The sequence below is a fragment of the Pseudomonas sp. H3_E04 genome, assembly GCF_054668915.1.
Genome location: NZ_CP162797.1, coordinates 2519133 through 2538550 on the forward strand (window position 1 = coordinate 2519133; position 19418 = coordinate 2538550).

The following is a 19418-nucleotide window of genomic DNA, read 5'->3' on the forward strand; positions in this document are numbered from 1 at the left end:
CTTCAAAGCCACCTACGGAGATCCACCAATGGCCAGCATCAAGGCAAAGACTGCTCAAGAAATCCTGATGAACGACTTCCAGACTCTGGTCGCCGATACCGAGCGCTTGCTCGAGCACACCAAGACCCTCGCTGGTGATCAGGCCGATGAGCTGCGAGCACAGATTCATGACAGCCTGCTGCGCGCCCGGGAAACCCTGAAAGTGACTGAAGACACGCTGCGCGAACGCGGTCAGGCGGCGGTCACCGCCACTGAAGATTATGTGTCGGCCAACCCATGGCAGTCGGTGGGCATCGCTGCCGGCGTCGGCTTTCTGATCGGCCTGCTGGCCACTCGGCGCTGATCATGTCGATCGGTGAATCCGGCCCGACTGCGGGCACTGCCTCCTCCACGCGTCGCCTCGGCGCTGCCGTTCTGGGCCTGCTGCACAGCCATGTCGAGTTGTTCGGCATCGAATTGCAGGAGCAGAAATCACGCACCGTCAGCCTGTTGCTGTTCGCCGGCCTGGCGCTGGTGTTTGCCTTGCTGTTGCTCGTAGGCCTGTCGACGCTGGTGATGATCATCTTCTGGGACACTTACCGCCTGGCAGCGATCATCGGCCTGTGCGTGTTTTATACGCTGGCGTCGATCTTCTGTGGCCTGCGCCTCAAAGCGGCGATTTTCGATGAGTCCTCGCCTTTCCACGGCACGCTCGAAGAGCTGGCCAACGACCGGGAGCGCCTGTTGCCATGAGCCTGCCTGAACTTCCACACAACAGCTCGCGTCGGGAAATGCGCAAGGCTCTGATCCGCCTGCGCATGGAAATGCACCGTCAGGAAATCCGTCACGAAACCGCGCAAGTGCTGCAACCGTTGCAGCGCATGCGCGGCATGAAGCAGAACGTGCAGGACGGTTTCGGCATCAAGCACGCGCCGTTGTGGGGCGTGGCGGCGGTAACGCTGCTGGGTTTCCTCACTGGCAAAGGCTCGAAACGCAGCAGTGGTGGCGGTTTGACGCGACTGCTGCGGCTGGGCACGACGCTTGGACCGCTGATCAGGCTGGTCATGCACAGCTCGGGCAAACGCTGAAGCGCCCATCTGGCTACATTCTTGCAATAGCGCCGGGATGAATCTCCTTATCGGGAGATTCAATCCCGCGTGCCTATCCGGCAAACGCGGCCAAACCAAAAACAAGATTAAGGACTTGCCGTGATCGACGGGCAACCGCTCGCCTGTTTTCAGCCTTTCATAGATACCGCCACCGGCCGCATTGCTGGTGTCGAAGCACTCGGTCGCTTGCGCCAGAGCGATGGTCAACTGACATCGGTCGGGCCATTGTTCGCCGACCCACGGACCCCGGCCACCGCCTTGCGCCGTCTCGATCGACAGATCCGTGACCACGCCCTCAGTCGTCTGCATGAAGCCCCAGCGGACTGGTTTCTCAGCCTGAACATGTCGCCACGCTGGATCAGCCGCCTGCGCAGCGACCAAGCGCTGCCAAGTCTCAAGCAATTGGCGCGACACGAGGTTGATCCGCAGCGCATCGTTTTCGAGATCACCGAACTGGGTGGTAACAGTGAACGCCTGGCCCACGTGGTCGGGCGCTACCGCGAGGCTGGAGCAAGAATCGCCATCGATGATTTCGGCGCCGGCTATTCGCAGCTGGATCGGGTGCTGGCCCTGCAACCGGACATTCTCAAGCTCGACATGCGTCTGTTTCAGGCAGCGGCCCTCGGCGGCCCGAGCAGTGACGTGGTCAAAGCACTTGCGCAGATGGCCGAAAAAACCGGCTGCTGGATCATCGCTGAAGGCGTCGAAACCGAGGCGCAGCTGAATTTCGCGCTGGAATGCGGCTCACGCTATGTACAGGGATTTCTTTTCGCCCGGGCGCAGGAAGAGTTCTTCGCTACGGATGCCTTCGTCGCGCATTTCGCGCAATTGCGGCAACGCTACGTGAAACAGAAACTCAGCGAGCGCGGGCGGCTGATGCAAATGCGTCAGCAGCTCAGCGAGTTGATGGCGATCCTGCAGCAATGGGCGCAGGCCCGCGCACCGCTCAGTGCGTTGCCACAATTGCAGGCGTTTCCCTGGCTGCTGCGCTTTTATCAGTGCGATCGGCACGGCACGCAGCTGACGCCCAACCTGGAATGGCGCCATGACGGCTGGTTCGCCGATGATCGCTATCTGGGGCACAACTGGTCGTGGCGACCGTACTTCTATCATCTGCTGGCCGAAGGCTGGGAAGAACGCCGCCTGACCCTGTCCAACACCTATCGCGATGCCACCAGCAACCAGTATTGCCTGACTGCCGGACAGTTCTTCGATAACGGTGAACGGCTGTTGTTGATCGATATCGATGCGGCAGGCCTGTAGTTCTGCTTGCAGGCGCCGGGCCGAACCGGGAAGCTAGGGCGATCAGTCACCAGACGGAGAGAATCAGCCTTGGATTGGCCTACCCTGCTCAACCGCGAACGCCTCGGCAAGCCGCTGCACAGCCCGCAAGAACTCGGCCGCAGCCCCTTTCACAAAGACCATGACCGCATCATTTTCTCCGGCGCCTTCCGCCGCCTCGGGCGCAAGACTCAAGTGCATCCGGTCACCAGCAACGATCACATTCACACCCGCCTGACCCACTCGCTGGAAGTCAGCTGCGTCGGCCGCTCGCTGGGCATGCGTGTCGGTGAAACCTTGCGCAGCGCGCTGCCAGACTGGTGCGACCCGGCCGACCTCGGCATGGTCGTGCAATCGGCCTGCCTGGCGCATGACATCGGCAACCCGCCATTCGGCCATTCCGGCGAAGACGCCATTCGCCACTGGTTTCAACAGGCCGCCGGACGCGGCTGGCTAGACGGCATGAGCGACGCCGAGCGTGGTGACTTCCTCAATTTCGAAGGCAATGCTCAGGGCTTTCGGGTGCTGACGCAGCTGGAATATCACCAGTTCGATGGCGGCACGCGCCTGACCTACGCAACCCTGGGCACCTATCTGAAGTACCCGTGGACCGCGCGCCACGCTGACTCTCTTGGCTACAAGAAACATAAATTCGGTTGTTACCAGAGCGAACTGCCGTTGCTCGAACAGATCGCCCACAAGCTAGGCCTGCCGCAGCTCGAAGATCAGCGCTGGGCACGCCATCCACTGGTGTATCTGATGGAGGCCGCCGATGACATCTGCTACGCGTTGATCGATCTCGAAGACGGCCTGGAAATGGAGCTGCTCGAATACGCCGAAGTCGAATCGCTGCTGCTCGGTCTGGTCGGTGATGACTTGCCGGAGACCTATCGCCAGCTCGGCCCGCAGGATTCTCGGCGGCGCAAACTGGCGATCCTGCGCGGCAAAGCCATCGAGCACCTGACCAACGCGGCAGCGCGGGCATTTGTCGAACAGCAGGACGCCCTGCTCGCGGGCACGCTGCACGGCGACCTGGTCGAACACATGCACGGGCCGGCGAAGCGTTGCGTCTTGAATGCCAAGGACATCGCGCGCAAGAAGATCTTCCAGGACAAACGCAAGACGCTGCATGAGATCGGCGCCTATACCACGCTGGAGATTCTGCTCAATTCGTTCTGCGGCGCTGCACTGGAACAACACAACGGCCGCACGCCGTCGTTCAAGAGTCGGCGCATCCTCGATCTGCTCGGCAACAATGCGCCGGATCCGCAGGGCTCGCTGCACAGCTCGTTTCTGCGCATGATCGATTTCATCGCCGGCATGACCGACAGTTACGCCAGTGACATGGCACTGGAAATGACCGGGCGTTCAAGTCACTGATCGCGCCGTATCTGGCCTGCTGCTGATCGGGCCGGCCAAATACGGTGACGTTCTGCGGCCCGACTGAACAAACCTCAAGTGGATTGTGCTTTCTCTCGCTGGATGCAGTCGGGCTATCGTCAAGTAATCAGATAAAACAGACAGCGTGGGTTAAACACAACTTTAAACACATGCAAATAATGGAGATCGATATTAGCCAAGGAACCAGATTCCGCTAATAGCCAGCAACGACCGCGCACTTCCTTACGTCAAACCTAATTTCAACGTAGTCCGATTCTTCATTATGCGTAGGATTAATCCGATAGCGTAGTGGAGCCCCCGGCAGTCCATGCGAGTGTTCATTCAACTGAGCTAAGGTGCGCGCTTTATTCATGCTTGCATGGGACTCTATTTATGAACTCCGTTTTTATTGTGGACGATCACCCGGTCATCCGTCTCGCCGTGCGAATGTTGCTGGAACATGAAGGCTACAAGGTCGTCGGTGAGACGGATAACGGAGTTGATGCCATGCAAATGGTCCGTGAATGCATGCCCGACCTGGTCATTCTCGATATCAGTATCCCCAAGCTGGACGGCCTGGAAGTACTGGCGCGTTTCAATAGTATGGGATCGAATTTCAAGATCCTTATTCTGACCGCACAGTGTCCTACGCTGTTCGGTATCCGTTGCATGCAATCGGGAGCATCGGGCTATGTCTGTAAACAGGAAGACTTGAGCGAACTGGTCAGCGCAATTAAAGCGGTACTTTCCGGTTACAACTATTTCCCCAGCCAGGCGCTCAATCCGGTTCGCAGTGACGATATCAGGTACACCGAGCTGGAGTTATTCAAAGCCGTCAACGATCGCGAATTAATGGTGTTGCAGTTATTTGCCCAGGGACGTACCAACAAGGAAATCGCCAAGGGCATGTTTCTGAGCAACAAGACCGTAAGCACCTACAAAAAGCGCCTGATGCAAAAACTCAAGGCCAGGTCCCTTGTAGAACTTATCGAAATGGCCAAACGCAACGCACTCGTGTGAGACCCCGCATGCCCAGCCGTTTGAAGGACTATCTAATCGCCTTGAGCGCAGGTCTGTGCCTGAGCGCCAACGCGTCTGCCATGCCGGGCGAATCAGCGGACTACGCCTTGCTCAGCCGGGCGACCGCAGCCATTCCGGTTGCCTTGCAGCCGGTCCAACGGCAGTGGCTGCAGACACGCAAAGAATTGATTCTGGGAACTTCTGCACCTGACTATCCGCCGTTCGACATGACCGTCAGCGGTACGGAGTACGAGGGACTGACCGCCGACTACGCCGGGATTATCGGCAAGGCCACCGGTTTGCCGGTTCGGGTGCAACGCTTTGCCTCACGCGACGCCGCAATCAGCGCATTGATCAATGGCCAGGTCGACTTGCTCGGCACAGCCAATGGATACGAAGCCGGTAACGCCAACCTGGCGCTCTCCATTCCCTATGCAGTCGATCAGCCGGTGCTGGTGACGCGCGAGGACGAAACCCGCTCTTTGACCGAAGGTCTGGCGGGCCTGCGCCTGAGCATGGTCTATCACTACCTGCCGCTGCCCGAGATCAGAGCGATCTATCCCAAGGCGCTGATCACCTGCTATCCGTCCTATCAGAACGCAATCAACGCGGTGGCCTTCGATCAGGCCGATGTGTTTCTCGGCGACACCCTCTCCACCCATTACATGATCAACAAGGGCTATCTCAACAATGTGCGCATGGCCAACTTCGGCAAGCAGGAAGCCCATGGCTTCAGCTTCGCAGTGCGGCGCGGCAATCCACAGTTATTGGGCATTATCGACACAGTGCTTGCAGCGATCCCGCGCAGCCAGCGCGATGACATCGCCAAACGCTGGAGCGCCGGCAGCGACCTGCTGCTCACCGACAGTAAACTCCAGCTGACCGATCGTGAGGAGAACTGGCTCAAGCAGCATCCCGTCGTCAGCGTGGTGGTCAATGAAGCTTACGCACCACTGACCTTCTTCGACAGCGCCGGCAATTTCCGTGGCATCAGTGCCGACCTGCTCGAGCTGATCCGCTTGCGTACGGGCCTGCGTTTCGAAATTCAGCGCAGCCGCAACGATGCAGAAATGATCAGGCAGATCGACAACCACAAGGCCGATCTGATTGCCGCCCTGCTGCCCAGCGCCGAACGTGAAAAAAACCTGAGTTTCAGTCGCCCGTATCTGGAAAATTCCTACGTACTGCTGACCCGCAAAAGCGCCGACAGTCCGACCAATCTGGCCCAACTCAAAGGCAAGCGACTGGCGATCGCTCAAGGCAATCCTCTGGTTGCTTATCTGCACGAGAATTTTCCGGGCATCGAACTGATCGAAACGCCCGACACGTTCAGTGCCGTGTCGATGCTTGCCGAAAACCATGTCGAGGGTGCGGTGAATTCGCTGGTGATTGCCAACTACTTCATCTCTTCGCGCATCTTTGATCGGCCGTTGCAGATCACCACCACGATCGGCACCGACCAGGCCGCTTTCTCGCTGGCGACCGCCCGGGACAATACTGAACTGGCCTCGATCATCAACAAGGCACTATTGAGCATCGCCCCCGAAGAACTCGGCGTTATCAACGGTCGCTGGCGCGGGTATTCCACTGCCTCGCAGAACATCTGGCAAAACTACCAGCGCCTGTTCTATCAAGTGGTCGCCGCCGCTGCCCTGGTACTGCTATTGCTGTTGACCTGGAATGCCTACATGCGTCATCAGATCAAACAGCGCCAGGCCGCCGAACGTGCATTGAGCGACCAACTGGAATTCATGCGCTCGCTGGTCAATGGCACACCGCATCCGATCTATGTCCGTGACCGGCAGGGTCTTCTGCAAAGTTGCAACGACAGTTATCTCGAAGCGTTCAATGCCCGGCGCGAGGACATCATTGGCAAAGGTGTCATGCAGGGCACGCTGAGCAATGCCTTCGAAGCCCAGGCATTCCATGCCGATTACCAGAGAGTCATCGCCGAAGGCACTCCGTTGATACTTGACCGGCCGCTGCATATCGGCAACCGGCGCCTGACCATCTATCACTGGATTCTTCCCTATCGCGACTCCAGCGGCGCGGTCCAAGGCATCATCGGCGGCTGGATCGACATCAGCGAACGCCGCCAATTGTTCGATGAGCTGCGCGCGGCCAAGGAGCGGGCGGACGAGGCGAATCGGGCCAAGAGTACATTTCTGGCGACCATGAGCCATGAAATACGTACGCCGATGAATGCCGTGATCGGGATGCTCGAACTGACCCTAAGACGTATCGATCCGCACCATCCTGATCGCGCGTCGATCGACACCGCCTACCATTCGGCCAAGGACCTCTTGGGGTTGATCGGCGACATTCTCGACATAGCGCGCATCGAATCCGGGCGCCTTGGCCTGTGTCCGGAATGGATCAATCTGGTAGACACGGTGAATTCCGTTGCGCGCATCTTCGACGGTCTTGCCCGACAGAAGAATCTCGCCTTGCAAACTGTCTTCAACCCTCGGGATCCGGCCATAGATGTGCACCTGGACCCACTGCGCTTCAAACAAGTGCTGTCCAATCTGGTCAGCAATGCCATCAAATTCACCGAACACGGGCATGTGCGGATTACCCTGGAAATGCTCACGTCGGACGCCCCCGGACGCACCTTGATGCAGTTGACCGTGCAGGACAGCGGTACCGGTATCAGTGCCGAGGACCAACAGCGTTTGTTCGAACCTTTCGCACAGGCGGAAAACGGCAGCCGGCAAGCCAAAAACGGCGCGGGGCTTGGACTGGTCATCAGTCGTAACCTGTGCGAAATGATGGGCGGGCAGCTGCAGTTGAGCAGCCAGCCCGGCATCGGCACTCAAGTCTGCGTGTCGCTGCCACTGGACAGCCTGCCGGCGAAGATCAAAGCGCAGCAAGGCGAACCGTTGATCAAGACCGCGACAACACCATTACACGTACTGGTCGTCGACGATCATCCCGCCAATCGCCTGCTGATGTGCCAGCAACTGGAATTTCTCGGTCATCGCTTCAGCCTCGCCGAGGACGGCTGCAGCGGCCTCGAACTATGGAAGTCAGGGCATTTCGATCTGGTGATCGTCGACTGCAACATGCCTTTGATGAACGGCTATGAGATGACCCGCGCGATACGCCAACTGGAACTGCACAACCGCCGGCCGCCGTGCACCGTGCTGGGCTTCACCGCCAATGCCCAGCCTGAAGAAATCCAGCGCTGCAAACTTGCCGGCATGAACGATTGCCTGTTCAAACCCTTGAGCCTGACCCTGCTCGGGCAGTGGATCGATGAAATCACACCGAACTCCCCCGCGCCGGTATTCGACCTGCAAAGTCTGAGCGTGCTGACCGGCGGCAACCCGGCGCAGACGCGTCGCATGCTCGCGGAACTGCTTAAAAGCAGCCGTCTCGACCGCGAGGAACTGCTCACTCTGTCGCCCGAAGATGATCGCGAAGCATTGGCCGTGGTTGCGCACAAGATCAAGGGCGCGGCACGCATCGCCCAGGCCGCACGGTTGATCGAATGTTGCGACGCCCTCGAGGAAGCTTGCCAGCAAGCCTTCGCATCGCAGGAGATAGCCCGCCGCTGGGCGGCAACCAGTCAGGCAATGCTCGAACTGGAACAGGCCCTGCAGAATCAATTGTCCCTGGCCGACCAAGGCACATTGAGCGAGTCTTAACTATGCTTTGGCGCTGAGCAGTGAGTTAAACATTCATGGAGAGCCTGCAATGCACAGCCCACTGCGCCCCGAGCAACGCCGGTTGCCGCTGCACGTGCACATCAGCGTCATGTTCACCTTTCTCTTGTTGCTCACGGGCGTGGTGCTGGGCCTGTTCAATTACCACCAGACCACGCAGATCATTCTGTCGAGCAGCGAGAAACTGTTTGATCGCATCGAACAGGACGTACGCAACGACTTGCAGGCGACTTATCAGCCGATCCGCAACCTGCTGAGCCTGCTGGCAGACACCCCGGCCACCCATACTGGCAATCTCGAGCAACGCCTGTCTTTGCTCAAGCCCTTCAGCCAGTCACTCAGCGACAACCCGGCACTGGCGTCGCTGTATCTGGGTTATGCCAGTGGCGACTTCTTCATGGTGCGGGCACTGCGCTCTGCGGCGATCAAAGCACAGTTGCAGGCGCCGGACGCGGCGGCATACCAGGTCTGGAGCATCGAGCACGACCCGCAAGGCGCCGTACGCTCGCAATCACTGTTCTTTGATCAGGCTCTGTCGTTGATCAGCCGGCGCGAGCATCCAGATGAAGCGTACGATCCGCGCAGCCGAAACTGGTTCAGCGAGGCCCTGCAACAGGCCGGGCAGATCACCACCGAGCCTTACGTATTCTTCTCCACCCATAACGTCGGTACCACCCTGGCCCGACGCGCCGGTGAGCATGCCGTGATCGGTGCCGACCTGACGCTGGCCGCGTTGTCGACGACGTTGAACAAACATCGGGTCACCGCGTCGACCGAAATCGCCTTGTACGATGCCGATGGCAATGCCGTGGCTTATCCCGACAGCAGTCGCCTGATCGTCGATGACCGCACCGCGCGGCTCGCCAGAGCGGCCGATCTCAGCCCGGAGCTGAGCGCGCTGCTGAGCACTGAGAACAACGACAAGCGTCTGCAGGTCAACAGTCGACAATGGATTGTTGCGCGCACGAGCATTCAGGAAGGCGGGCCGAAAGGTCTGCAATTGGCGCTGCTGGTGCCGGAAGACGAATTACTGGTGGATGCATTCCGCATGCGCTGGCAAGCAGCACTGATTACCCTGACCATCCTCTTGCTCTGCCTGCCATTGGGCTGGGTGATTTCGCGGATTCTGGTCAAGCCGCTGCACGCACTGGTCAAGGAAGCCGATGCGATCCGCAGCTTCGACTTCAATTTTCCGCTGGCGCGACGCTCCCTCGTACTGGAAGTCGATCAATTGAGCTTGTCGATGGCGCGGATGAAGGAAACCCTGGGGAGCTTCTTCCGGATCACCGACAGTCTGTGCGCTGAAACGCGATTTGCCCCGCTGCTCGAGCGCGTGCTGTTCGAAACCGTGCAGATCGCCCAGGCGCAGGCCGGTCTGATCTACCTGCGCGAAGCTGACGGTGCGCGCATGGAACCTTATGGTCTGATCATCAACGGCGTGCCCCAGGCACTGGAGGCGTTCAATATTCAGGGGCGTGACCTGCACAGGAACACTGGGCCGGCCTGGTTCGAACAACTGGTCAGCGCCAACAATGTGGTCAGCCACCTGGGCTTCGATCAGGCGGGCGACTTGCAGAAAATCCTGTTGGCCATGGAATCACCGCGCATTCATCTGATCGGTATCCGCCTGCACAACCAGCACGACGAAACCATCGGCCTGCTAATTCTGCTGGTCAATGACAGCGGCGCGCCGAGCGACCTGGAAAAGCTGCGGCCTGACCGCATCGCCTTTTTGCAAGCAGTCTCGGGCGCGGCGGCGGTCAGCATTGAAAGTCAGCGCCTGCAAGCTCGGCAGAAACAACTGCTCGACGCGTTCATCCAACTGCTCGCCAGCGCAATCGACGCCAAAAGCCCATATACCGGCGGCCATTGCCAGCGAGTGCCGGAACTGACATTGATGCTCGCCCAGGCTGCCGCCGCCAGCCAGGAACCGGCGTTCAGCGCCTATCAGCCCAGTGAAGATGACTGGGAGGCGCTGCACATCGCCGCATGGCTGCACGATTGCGGCAAGGTCACGACGCCGGAATACGTGGTCGACAAAGCCACCAAACTCGAGACCATCAACGACCGCATCCACGAAATCCGCACCCGCTTCGAAGTGCTCAAGCGTGACGTATGGATCAATTACTGGCAGACGCTGGCGAGCGGCGCAGACGAAGCGGCGCTGGCCCGCTCGCGCGACCATGAGTTGCTGACGCTGGATGAAGATTTTGCCTTTGTCGCCCGCTGCAATCTCGGTGGCGAGGCCATGGCCGAGGCCGATCTGCAACGCCTTGACCGGCTTTCCAAGCGCACCTGGATGCGCACACTCGACGATCGCCTCGGTGTGTCCTGGGAAGAAAACGGCCGTCAGGCAAAAACGCCGGCGCCTGCGTTACCCGTCAGCGAAAGGCTGCTGGCCGACAAACCCGAGCACCTGATCGAACGCAACCAGAACGAGCTGATTCCGGAAGACAACCCCTGGGGCTTCAAACTCGATGTGCCCGCGTACAAATACAACCGCGGCGAGTTGTACAACCTGAAGATCGCCCGTGGCACGCTGACCCGTGAAGAGCGCTACATCATCAACCATCACATGGTGCAGACGATCATGATGCTCAGCCACCTGCCCTTCCCCGGCCACCTCGACAGCATTGCCGAGATCGCCGGCGGCCATCACGAAAAAATGGACGGCACCGGGTATCCGAAACGGCTGAAACGCGAGGAGATGAGCCTGCCGGCGAGGATGATGGCGATTGCCGATATTTTCGAAGCGCTGACTGCTGCCGATCGCCCTTACAAGAAAGCCAAGTCGTTAAGCGAGGCGCTGGGGATCATGGCGACCATGTGCCGTGAAGCGCACATCGATGCACCACTGTTTGGCCTGTTCATCAACGAGGGGGTGTACATGCAGTACGCAACGCGGTTTCTCGATCCCGCGCAAATCGACAGCGTGGACACGGCCAGCCTGATGCACAAGGCTGGCCTCAGCGGTTGATCAGCAGTCGGTCAGGCGCAGGAAAATCGCTGCCAACTGCTCGATGCCGGCCTGATCTTCGGCGCCGAAACGCGCCAGCTTCGGGCTGTCGAGGTCGAGCACGCCGATCAGGCGACCGTCCTTGACCAACGGCACCACCAGTTCGCTGTTGGACGCGCTGTCGCAGGCGATGTGGCCAGGGAACGCGTGTACATCCTCGACGCGCTGGGTTTGCAGGCTGGCAGCCGCCGCGCCGCAAACACCGCGCCCGAACGGGATGCGCACGCAAGCGATCTGGCCCTGAAACGGGCCGAGCACCAGTTCTTCGTTGCGATTGAGGTAGAAACCGGCCCAGTTCAGATCATCGAGCTGGTTGAACAGGAACGCGGAAAACTGCGCGGCATTGGCGATGAAATCGCGCTCGTCCGCCAGTAGCGATTCCAGTTGCGCGGCCAACATACCGTAGCCTTCGAGGCCCTGGCCGCTGTGTTGCAAATCAATCATGCCTTGTGCTCCAGCAATTTCAGTCCCACCCAGTAGCGGGCGAATTGATACGCGCAACGTCCGTTGCGATTACCGCGGCCGGTGGCCCAGCGCACGGCGAGAATGTCCAGTGCTTCGTCGCGCTGCCAGCTCAGGCCGGCCTTGGCGGCCAACTGGCCGATCCAGTGCTCGACGACGTTGAGAAAATGTTCCTGGGTAAACGGGTAGAACGACAGCCACAGACCGAAACGGTCAGACAGGGCGATCTTGTCTTCCACCGCTTCGCTCGGGTGCAGTTCGCCGTCGACGCGCTTCCAGTTTTCGTTGTCGCTTTCCTTTTCCGGCACCAGGTGGCGGCGGTTGGAAGTGGCGTACAGCAAGACGTTGTCGGGGGCCTGCTCGAGCGAACCGTCGAGCACGCTTTTCAGCACGCGATAGTCGCCTTCGCCGGACTCGAACGACAGGTCATCGCAGAACAACACGAAACGTTGCGGCAATTTGGCGACTTGCTCGACCACGCGTGGCAGGTCAGCCAAGTGATCGCGTTCGATCTCGATCAGACGCAGGCCCGCGCCAGCGTGTTCGGCAAGCAACGCACGCACCAGCGAGGACTTGCCGGTACCGCGCGAGCCCCAGAGCAAGGCGTGGTTGGCCGGCATGCCATCGAGAAATTGTTGTGTGTTGCGCCCCAACTGCTCCAGCTGACGGTCGACGCCGATCAGGTCCGACAGGCGCATGTCGAGGCTGACTTCCAGCGGCAGCAGATAACCGCTGCGCCCGTCACGCTGCCAGCGCGCGGCCAGGCAAGTGTTCCAGTCAATGACAGGGCGCGGTGCCGGCAACAGTGGTTCGATTCGCGCCAGAACCGACTCGGCGCGTTCAAGAAAAGCATTCAATCGGGAATCCACGTCTTCTCCTCGGGCACTTTCACAGTGATGATGACGATCCAGCGAACCTGCGCAGATAGAATTGCCCGAGCAAGCCTTGTTACAAGGCGATTCGGGAACCTCGGTATCCATACATGATCGACTATGCTTGAGCAGCGAAGGGAAACGGAAGTGGTTCAACACCCCATGGATATCAAATTCACCCACCGGCTGTCATACAAGCAAGCCAGGCTTACCGTGCTGGTCGGGTTCATTCTGGGCACCCTGCTCAGTCTGCTGCAGATCGGCATCGATTATGCCAGCGAAGACGCGTCCATCAACCGGGAAATCCTCGCGCTGCTGGAAATCAGCCACAATCCGGCCTCGCGCATCGCCTATAACATCGACGCCGAACTCGCGCAGGAACTCACCCTGGGCCTGCTCCGCTCGCCTGCGATCATCGCCGCGCAACTGATCGACAACAACGATACCGTGCTGGCCAATGTCAAACGCCCGGAACTGCAAAGCAATTATCGGCTGATCAGCGATTTCCTGTTCGGCGCCAAGCGTCATTTCGAAGATCGACTGTACCTCGACCACTTGCCCAACGAATCCCTCGGCGTGCTCAAACTGGAAGTCGACACCTATGCCTTTGGCAGTCGCTTCCTGCGCCGCGCCGAAGTCACCCTGCTCAACGGTTTCGCCCGTAGCCTGCTGCTGACCGGGATTCTCCTGGCGCTGTTCTACGTGATGCTGACCAAGCCGCTGGTGCGAGTCATCCGCGAGCTCAGCGGCCGCGATCCACGTAGTGCCGAGCCGACCACGCTCGAGTGCCCGGCCGGCCACGGCAACGATGAAATCGGCGTACTGGTCAAAGTTGCCAACCAGCAATTCGAGAACATCGCCACCGAAATCCAGCAACGGCGCACAGCGGAAAACCGTCTCACCGAATACCTCGCGCAACTCGAAGACATCGTCTCGGCGCGCACCGCCGAGCTGAAAGCAATCAATGCCCGCCTCAGCCAATCCAACGAAGAACTCGAAGTCGCCCGCCGCACCGCGCTGGACATGGCCGAAGCGCGTTCGGCATTTCTGGCCAACATGAGCCATGAAATCCGCACGCCACTCAATGGCTTGCTTGGGATGATCGCCCTGTCGCTGGACGGCCCGCTCAACGCTGAGCAGCAGCAGCAACTGTCGATCGCTCACGACTCGGGCAAGGTGCTGGTGGAACTGCTCAACGATATTCTCGACCTGTCGAAATTCGACGCCGGGCAACTGGAGCTGGAAAACATCCCCTTCGACCTCGGTTCGCTGATCGAAGACACCGCCAACCTGCTCTCGCAGAACGCCGCGCCGAGCGTCGAGCTGACCTGTCTGATCGAGCCGCACTTCCCGGCGCTGGTGCTGGGCGACCCGACCCGGGTGCGGCAGATCGTCAGCAACCTGTTGTCCAATGCGCTGAAATTCACCCGCTTCGGTCGGGTCGATGTGCGTTTGTCGACACACAAGGGCGGCGTGCGTATCGAAGTCTGCGACACCGGCATCGGCATCGCCCAGGAAGCGCAGGTGAAAATCTTCCAGCCGTTCACTCAGGCCGGTGCTGGTATCACCCGGCAATACGGCGGCACCGGGTTGGGTCTGGCGCTGACGTACAACCTCTGCGAGGCGATGCAAGGTCGCCTGACCATCAGCTCGGAAAGCGGTTTTGGCAGCCAATTCTGTGCCGAGCTGCCACTGCCCTCTCACACTCGCGCGCTGGTACCGGAGCCGTTACGCGGCAAGGTTCTGGCGATCACCGCTGCCAGCAGCGGTCTGGCGGAGCTGCTGAAAAGCTTTTTGCCCGTGTGGGGTCTGGAGTACATGCAACGCACCATCGACGATTCGCGGCTGGGCCTCAATCCCGACGTGGTGATCACCGATTGCCCGGAATGCCTGTTCGGTTTGCGCCCGAGCATCACTGCGCCGATCTTGCTGGTGACGGCTTACGGCAGTTTTCTGCCCAGCGAAGAAGCCGCCGCCCTCGCCCCACTGCAACAGCAAGCCCGGCCGCTGGCGCGCAATGCGCTGCACCAGCATCTGCGGCGGATTCTGCAACCGGATGTCGACACCCTCAGTGAATCGCAAGCGGACGCCTCGCCTTCCGCGCGTCGTGGCAAGGTGCTGCTGGTCGAGGACAACCCCGTCAACCAGTTGGTCGCCAAAGGCATGCTCGGCAAGCTTGGCTGCGACGTGGTGGTGGCGGGCCATGGTGCCGAGGCTCTGGATCAATTGGAGTTTGCCGATTTCGATCTGGTGCTGATGGACTGCAACATGCCGGTGATGGATGGCTATGAAGCCAGTCGGCAGATTCGCCAGAGCGGGCGCTGGCCGAATCTGCCGATTGTCGCGCTGACCGCCAATGCCATGTCCGAGGAACGCGAACGTTGCCGCGCGGCCGGCATGAGCGACTATCTGGCCAAACCGTTTCGCCGCGAAGAACTCGCGGCGTTGCTCGATCAGTGGATGCCGACTACGACAGCGCTTTGATCTGCCCGAGCAAGTGATCGAGGCCGGCGCGTAAATCATTGAGCCGGTCGAGATCCACACCGCTGTCGCACAGCAGGCGCACCTTGAGCGGCCCGACCTCCTCGCGCAATGCGGCTCCGGCAGGCGTCAGGCTCAAATGCACTTCGCGTTCATCACGTGCCGAGCGCCTGCGCTGGACCAGATCAATCTGCTCCAGACGCTTGAGCAACGGCGTCAACGTGCCCGAGTCCAGCGCCAGACGCTCGCCCAGGGCTTTCACCGTCGGTTGCTCCGGCGCAGCGTCCTGCCACTCCCACAGCACCAGCATCGCCAGATACTGCGGGTAGGTCAGGCCCAACTGATCGAGCATCGGCTTATAGGCGCGAGTCACCGCCCGTGAGGCCGCGTACAGCTTGAAGCACAACTGGCTGTCGAGCTTCAGCGAGTCACCCCGCTGGCTCATTTGAGCAGTGCTTCGATCTCGCCGCTCAGGTCCTGCGGCTTGGTCGTCGGCGCGAAACGCTTGACCAACTGGCCGTCCTTGCCGATCAGGAACTTGGTGAAGTTCCACTTGATGCCTTGCGAACCGAGCACGCCGGGAGCGCGCTTCTTCAATTGCACGAACAACGGATGAGCATCGGCGCCATTGACATCGATCTTCTTGAACAGCGGGAAGCTGACACCGAAATTCAGTTCGCAGAACTCACTGATGGCGCCCTCGTTGCCCGGCTCCTGCTTGCCGAACTGGTTGCAAGGAAAGCCCAGCACCACCAGCCCTTGGTCCTTGTAGGTCTGCCAGAGTTCTTCGAGGCCTTTGTATTGCGGAGTGAAGCCACACTTGCTCGCCGTGTTGACCACCAACACGGCTTTGCCGGCGTAGTCAGCCAAAGTTTTTTGCTCACCCTGGATGGTGGTGCAAGGGATATTCAGCAGGTTGTCGCTCATGGGTCGGCTCCGCAATCATCAGGAAGTCGCAAACATAACGAGCAATTGAATTGTGTGCAATTCAATTAACCAAAACAAAGGCGACAAAACCTGTCGCCTTGTTCGTTACTCGCGGGGCTCGAGATCCAGGCACACCGAGTTGATGCAATAACGCAGCCCGGTCGGCGGCGGGCCATCCGGGAACACGTGCCCCAGATGCGCATCGCAGCGCGCGCACTTCACTTCAGTGCGGATCATGCCGTGGCTGGTGTCGCGAATTTCGGTCATCGCGCTTTCGCCGATCGGCGCATAGAAGCTCGGCCAGCCGCAGCCAGAGTCGAATTTGGTGTTGGAATCGAACAGCGGCTCGTTGCAGCAGACGCAGTGGTAGACACCGTCGGTTTTGGTGTCGTTGTATTTGCCCGAGAACGGGCGCTCGGTGGCACTCAGACGGCAGACGTTGTACTGCTCGGGGTCGAGCATGGCCTTCCACTCTTCCAGGGTTTTCTGCAACTTTTCCATCATCACACCTCAGCAGCTGAAAAAGCCCGATCTGTACCTTTTCCACGGATCGGGCGGCACGTATGATTGCGCCTCGTCACGCGCCAGTCTGGCAGCCAGACCGGGCGCATTCAAACGGATTCTGAGCGCAAAAGCGCCAGACCTCCGCCTGTGCGAAGACGCAGCAATCCCAGTACGGTTGTCCATTTGCCGCCTGGATCGTTCATTTTCGGGATCACATCGCCATGCAGTTCAGCAAATCGAACAAGCTCGCCAACGTCTGCTATGACATTCGCGGCCCGGTGCTCAAGCACGCCAAACGACTGGAAGAGGAAGGCCAGCGCATCCTCAAGCTGAACATTGGCAACCCGGCGCCGTTTGGTTTCGAAGCGCCGGACGAAATTCTTCAGGACGTGATCCGCAACCTCCCCACCGCGCAAGGCTACAGCGATTCCAAAGGCCTGTTCAGCGCGCGCAAGGCGGTCATGCAGTACTACCAGCAGAAGCAGGTTGAAGGCGTCGGCATCGAAGACATCTACCTGGGCAACGGTGTTTCCGAGCTGATCGTGATGTCGCTGCAGGCGTTGCTCAACAACGGCGACGAAGTGCTGGTGCCAGCCCCGGATTATCCGCTGTGGACTGCTGCCGTCAGCCTCGCCGGCGGTAACGCCGTGCACTACCTGTGCGACGAAGGCGCCGACTGGTTCCCGGATCTGGCCGACATCAAGGCCAAGATCACCCCGAACACCAAGGCCATGGTGATCATCAACCCGAACAACCCGACCGGTGCGGTGTACTCGAAGGAAGTGTTGCTGGGCATGCTGGAAATCGCCCGTGCGCACAACCTGGTGGTGTTCTCCGATGAGATCTACGACAAGATCCTGTATGACGATGCCGTGCACATCTGCACCGCTTCGCTGGCGCCGGACCTGCTTTGCCTGACCTTCAACGGCTTGTCGAAATCCTACCGCGTGGCCGGTTTCCGCTCCGGCTGGATCGCCATCTCCGGGCCGAAACACAACGCGCAGAGCTACATCGAAGGCATCGACATGCTGGCCAACATGCGCCTGTGCGCCAACGTGCCGAGCCAGCACGCGATCCAGACCGCGCTGGGTGGCTATCAGAGCATCAACGATCTGGTCCTGCCTCAGGGTCGCCTGCTGGAACAGCGCAACCGCACCTGGGAGTTGCTCAACGATATTCCCGGGGTCAGCTGCGTGAAGCCGATGGGCGCGCTGTACGCGTTTCCGAAGATCGACCCGAAGGTGTGCCCGATCCATAACGACGAGAAATTCGTTCTTGATCTGCTGCTCTCCGAGAAGCTGCTGGTAGTGCAAGGTACGGCATTCAACTGGCCGTGGCCGGACCACTTCCGTGTGGTCACCCTGCCGCGCGTCGATGATCTGGAAATGGCCATCGGCCGTATCGGTAACTTCCTCAAGTCCTACCGCCAGTAATAAGCCACTAGTGCGCAACGGATTGCCCGTTGCGCACTGTCTGATTCAGCAACACATCTTTGTTCCGCACCTTTGCAGCCCTTCTACACTTGCGATGCGAGCCGTTAAGGCCTGTCCGACCTAATGCGCGCGGGGCGAAAGGGTGTGTCGGCTGTATCGGAATAGAGGGTGGGAATTTTCTTTTCCCTCAGGAAACTGCTGTAGGACACAGTTTGAAATAGTCACTCGGTTGAATAGCCCGGTGCCGCACCTTATATACCCCGCAGTACGCTACATCTTTAGCTTGAGGAGAGTTCTACAACCATGATGCGCATCCTGCTGTTTTTGGCCACTAACCTGGCGGTCGTGCTGATAGCCAGCATCACCCTGAGCCTGTTCGGCTTCAACGGGTTCATGGCGGCCAACGGGGTCGACCTCGACCTCAGTCAGCTGCTGGTTTTCTGTGCGGTCTTTGGTTTCGCCGGCTCGCTGTTCTCGCTGTTCATCTCCAAGTGGATGGCGAAGATGAGCACAGGCACGCAAATCATCAGCCAGCCACGCACCCGTCATGAGCAATGGCTGCTGCAAACGGTCGAGCAACTGTCCCGCGAAGCCGGGATCAAGATGCCTGAGGTCGGGATTTTCCCGGCCTACGAAGCGAATGCGTTTGCTACCGGCTGGAACAAGAACGACGCGTTGGTCGCGGTCAGCCAAGGCCTGCTCGAGCGTTTCTCGCCCGATGAAGTGAAAGCCGTACTGGCCCACGAAATCGGTCACGTCGCCAACGGTGACATGGTCACGCTGGCGCTGATCCAGGGCGTGGTGAACACCTTCGTGATGTTCTTCGCGCGGATCATCGGTAACTTCGTCGACAAGGTGATCTTCAAGAACGAAGAAGGCCAGGGCATCGCCTACTATGTGGCGACCATCTTCGCCGAGCTGGTATTGGGCATCCTCGCCAGCGCGATCGTCATGTGGTTCTCGCGCAAGCGCGAATTCCGCGCCGACGAAGCCGGCGCCCGCCTGGCCGGTACCAGCGCGATGATTGGGGCGCTGCAGCGTTTGCGCGCCGAACAGGGCTTGCCGGTGCACATGCCCGACACCCTGAATGCCTTCGGCATCAACGGTGGCATCAAACAGGGCTTCGCCCGCATGTTCATGAGCCACCCGCCGCTGGAAGAACGTATTGACGCACTGCGTCGTCACGGTTGATTTGACCGAAGTGAAAAAGAAGGCCCGCAGCGATGCGGGCCTTTTTTTGTTTCTTCAGATCATGCGTTGTCAGCAAAGTCCCATTCGCGAGCAGG

At 59.7% G+C, this 19418-nt stretch carries 16 protein-coding genes; 11 read left to right on the forward strand and 5 right to left on the reverse strand.

Annotated elements, in window-relative coordinates:
- Window positions 1-28: 28 nt before the first annotated feature.
- The 8 genes from AB4N53_RS11240 (at window position 29) to AB4N53_RS11275 (ending at window position 11414) form a co-directional block, all read left to right on the forward strand.
- The gene (locus AB4N53_RS11240; RefSeq protein WP_016770842.1) at window positions 29-343 is read left to right on the forward strand and encodes an ElaB/YgaM/YqjD family protein; all 315 of its coding nucleotides are present in this window, start codon (window positions 29-31) and stop codon (window positions 341-343) included.
- A gap of 2 nt (window positions 344-345) precedes the next feature.
- On the forward strand, window positions 346-732 hold the full coding sequence (locus AB4N53_RS11245; RefSeq protein WP_008079909.1) for a phage holin family protein: 387 nt from the start codon (window positions 346-348) through the stop codon (window positions 730-732).
- Entirely contained in the window at window positions 729-1067 is a 339-nt protein-coding gene (locus tag AB4N53_RS11250; RefSeq protein ID WP_016770844.1) for a hypothetical protein, read from the forward strand. Before AB4N53_RS11245 ends, AB4N53_RS11250 begins: the two co-directional genes overlap by 4 nt.
- A gap of 120 nt (window positions 1068-1187) precedes the next feature.
- Complete coding sequence (locus AB4N53_RS11255; protein WP_460120523.1) at window positions 1188-2351, forward strand: EAL domain-containing protein; 1164 nt, start codon at window positions 1188-1190, stop codon at window positions 2349-2351.
- Between the two features lie 69 nt (window positions 2352-2420).
- On the forward strand, window positions 2421-3749 hold the full coding sequence (locus AB4N53_RS11260; RefSeq protein WP_150742504.1) for a deoxyguanosinetriphosphate triphosphohydrolase: 1329 nt from the start codon (window positions 2421-2423) through the stop codon (window positions 3747-3749).
- Between the two features lie 393 nt (window positions 3750-4142).
- Window positions 4143-4769: a response regulator gene (locus AB4N53_RS11265; protein ID WP_460120525.1), complete on the forward strand. Its 627-nt coding sequence runs from the start codon at window positions 4143-4145 to the stop codon at window positions 4767-4769.
- Between the two features lie 8 nt (window positions 4770-4777).
- Window positions 4778-8419: a transporter substrate-binding domain-containing protein gene (locus AB4N53_RS11270; protein WP_460120527.1), complete on the forward strand. Its 3642-nt coding sequence runs from the start codon at window positions 4778-4780 to the stop codon at window positions 8417-8419.
- 49 nt (window positions 8420-8468) lie between these two features.
- Window positions 8469-11414 carry an HD domain-containing phosphohydrolase gene (locus AB4N53_RS11275; RefSeq protein ID WP_460120529.1) on the forward strand — a complete coding sequence of 982 codons (2946 nt, stop codon included), beginning with the start codon at window positions 8469-8471 and terminating at the stop codon, window positions 11412-11414.
- Here the strand turns inward: AB4N53_RS11275 and AB4N53_RS11280 are convergent, their stop codons facing one another.
- Window positions 11415-11897 carry a GAF domain-containing protein gene (locus AB4N53_RS11280; protein ID WP_039759879.1) on the reverse strand — a complete coding sequence of 161 codons (483 nt, stop codon included), beginning with the start codon at window positions 11895-11897 and terminating at the stop codon, window positions 11415-11417.
- A complete protein-coding gene (locus tag AB4N53_RS11285) occupies window positions 11894-12784 on the reverse strand; it encodes an ATP-binding protein (RefSeq protein ID WP_041478431.1) in 891 nt (296 codons plus the stop codon). Before AB4N53_RS11285 ends, AB4N53_RS11280 begins: the two co-directional genes overlap by 4 nt.
- A gap of 165 nt (window positions 12785-12949) precedes the next feature.
- Between AB4N53_RS11285 and AB4N53_RS11290 the strand changes: the two genes are divergently transcribed.
- The gene (locus tag AB4N53_RS11290; protein ID WP_460120531.1) at window positions 12950-15271 is read left to right on the forward strand and encodes a hybrid sensor histidine kinase/response regulator; all 2322 of its coding nucleotides are present in this window, start codon (window positions 12950-12952) and stop codon (window positions 15269-15271) included.
- On the opposite strand, the gene AB4N53_RS11295 is transcribed toward AB4N53_RS11290, so the two are convergent.
- The 3 genes from AB4N53_RS11295 to msrB form a co-directional block, all read right to left on the reverse strand.
- Window positions 15255-15713 carry a MarR family winged helix-turn-helix transcriptional regulator gene (locus tag AB4N53_RS11295; protein WP_460120533.1) on the reverse strand — a complete coding sequence of 153 codons (459 nt, stop codon included), beginning with the start codon at window positions 15711-15713 and terminating at the stop codon, window positions 15255-15257. The two genes, AB4N53_RS11290 and AB4N53_RS11295, sit on opposite strands and share 17 nt — an antisense overlap.
- Window positions 15710-16195 (reverse strand): glutathione peroxidase, encoded by a 486-nt coding sequence (locus AB4N53_RS11300; RefSeq protein WP_460120535.1) that lies wholly within the window; start codon window positions 16193-16195, stop codon window positions 15710-15712. Before AB4N53_RS11300 ends, AB4N53_RS11295 begins: the two co-directional genes overlap by 4 nt.
- Before the next feature lie 105 nt (window positions 16196-16300).
- A complete protein-coding gene (gene msrB, locus AB4N53_RS11305; RefSeq protein ID WP_460120537.1) occupies window positions 16301-16696 on the reverse strand; it encodes a peptide-methionine (R)-S-oxide reductase MsrB in 396 nt (131 codons plus the stop codon).
- A 224-nt stretch (window positions 16697-16920) separates the two neighbouring features.
- Here msrB and AB4N53_RS11310 point away from each other — a divergent pair, with 224 nt between their 5' ends.
- Together AB4N53_RS11310 and htpX are read left to right on the forward strand one after the other, a co-directional pair.
- The gene (locus AB4N53_RS11310) at window positions 16921-18132 is read left to right on the forward strand and encodes a pyridoxal phosphate-dependent aminotransferase (protein WP_016770856.1); all 1212 of its coding nucleotides are present in this window, start codon (window positions 16921-16923) and stop codon (window positions 18130-18132) included.
- Between the two features lie 303 nt (window positions 18133-18435).
- Window positions 18436-19323 (forward strand): protease HtpX, encoded by an 888-nt coding sequence (gene htpX / locus AB4N53_RS11315; RefSeq protein ID WP_460120539.1) that lies wholly within the window; start codon window positions 18436-18438, stop codon window positions 19321-19323.
- Window positions 19324-19418: the final 95 nt, after the last annotated feature.

Excerpts from the sequence above, each read along its gene's own strand:
- msrB (WP_460120537.1), bottom strand. The coding sequence starts at position 16,696 with ATGGAAAAGTTGCAGAAAACCCTGGAAGAGTGGAAGGCCATGCTCGAC.
- AB4N53_RS11295 (WP_460120533.1), bottom strand. The coding sequence starts at position 15,713 with ATGAGCCAGCGGGGTGACTCGCTGAAGCTCGACAGCCAGTTGTGCTTC.
- AB4N53_RS11245 (WP_008079909.1), top strand. The coding sequence starts at position 346 with ATGTCGATCGGTGAATCCGGCCCGACTGCGGGCACTGCCTCCTCCACG.
- AB4N53_RS11310 (WP_016770856.1), top strand. The coding sequence starts at position 16,921 with ATGCAGTTCAGCAAATCGAACAAGCTCGCCAACGTCTGCTATGACATT.
- AB4N53_RS11300 (WP_460120535.1), bottom strand. The coding sequence starts at position 16,195 with ATGAGCGACAACCTGCTGAATATCCCTTGCACCACCATCCAGGGTGAG.
- AB4N53_RS11275 (WP_460120529.1), top strand. The coding sequence starts at position 8,469 with ATGCACAGCCCACTGCGCCCCGAGCAACGCCGGTTGCCGCTGCACGTG.
- AB4N53_RS11290 (WP_460120531.1), top strand. The coding sequence starts at position 12,950 with ATGGATATCAAATTCACCCACCGGCTGTCATACAAGCAAGCCAGGCTT.
- AB4N53_RS11265 (WP_460120525.1), top strand. The coding sequence starts at position 4,143 with ATGAACTCCGTTTTTATTGTGGACGATCACCCGGTCATCCGTCTCGCC.
- AB4N53_RS11240 (WP_016770842.1), top strand. The coding sequence starts at position 29 with ATGGCCAGCATCAAGGCAAAGACTGCTCAAGAAATCCTGATGAACGAC.
- AB4N53_RS11270 (WP_460120527.1), top strand. The coding sequence starts at position 4,778 with ATGCCCAGCCGTTTGAAGGACTATCTAATCGCCTTGAGCGCAGGTCTG.
- AB4N53_RS11250 (WP_016770844.1), top strand. The coding sequence starts at position 729 with ATGAGCCTGCCTGAACTTCCACACAACAGCTCGCGTCGGGAAATGCGC.
- AB4N53_RS11280 (WP_039759879.1), bottom strand. The coding sequence starts at position 11,897 with ATGATTGATTTGCAACACAGCGGCCAGGGCCTCGAAGGCTACGGTATG.
- htpX (WP_460120539.1), top strand. The coding sequence starts at position 18,436 with ATGATGCGCATCCTGCTGTTTTTGGCCACTAACCTGGCGGTCGTGCTG.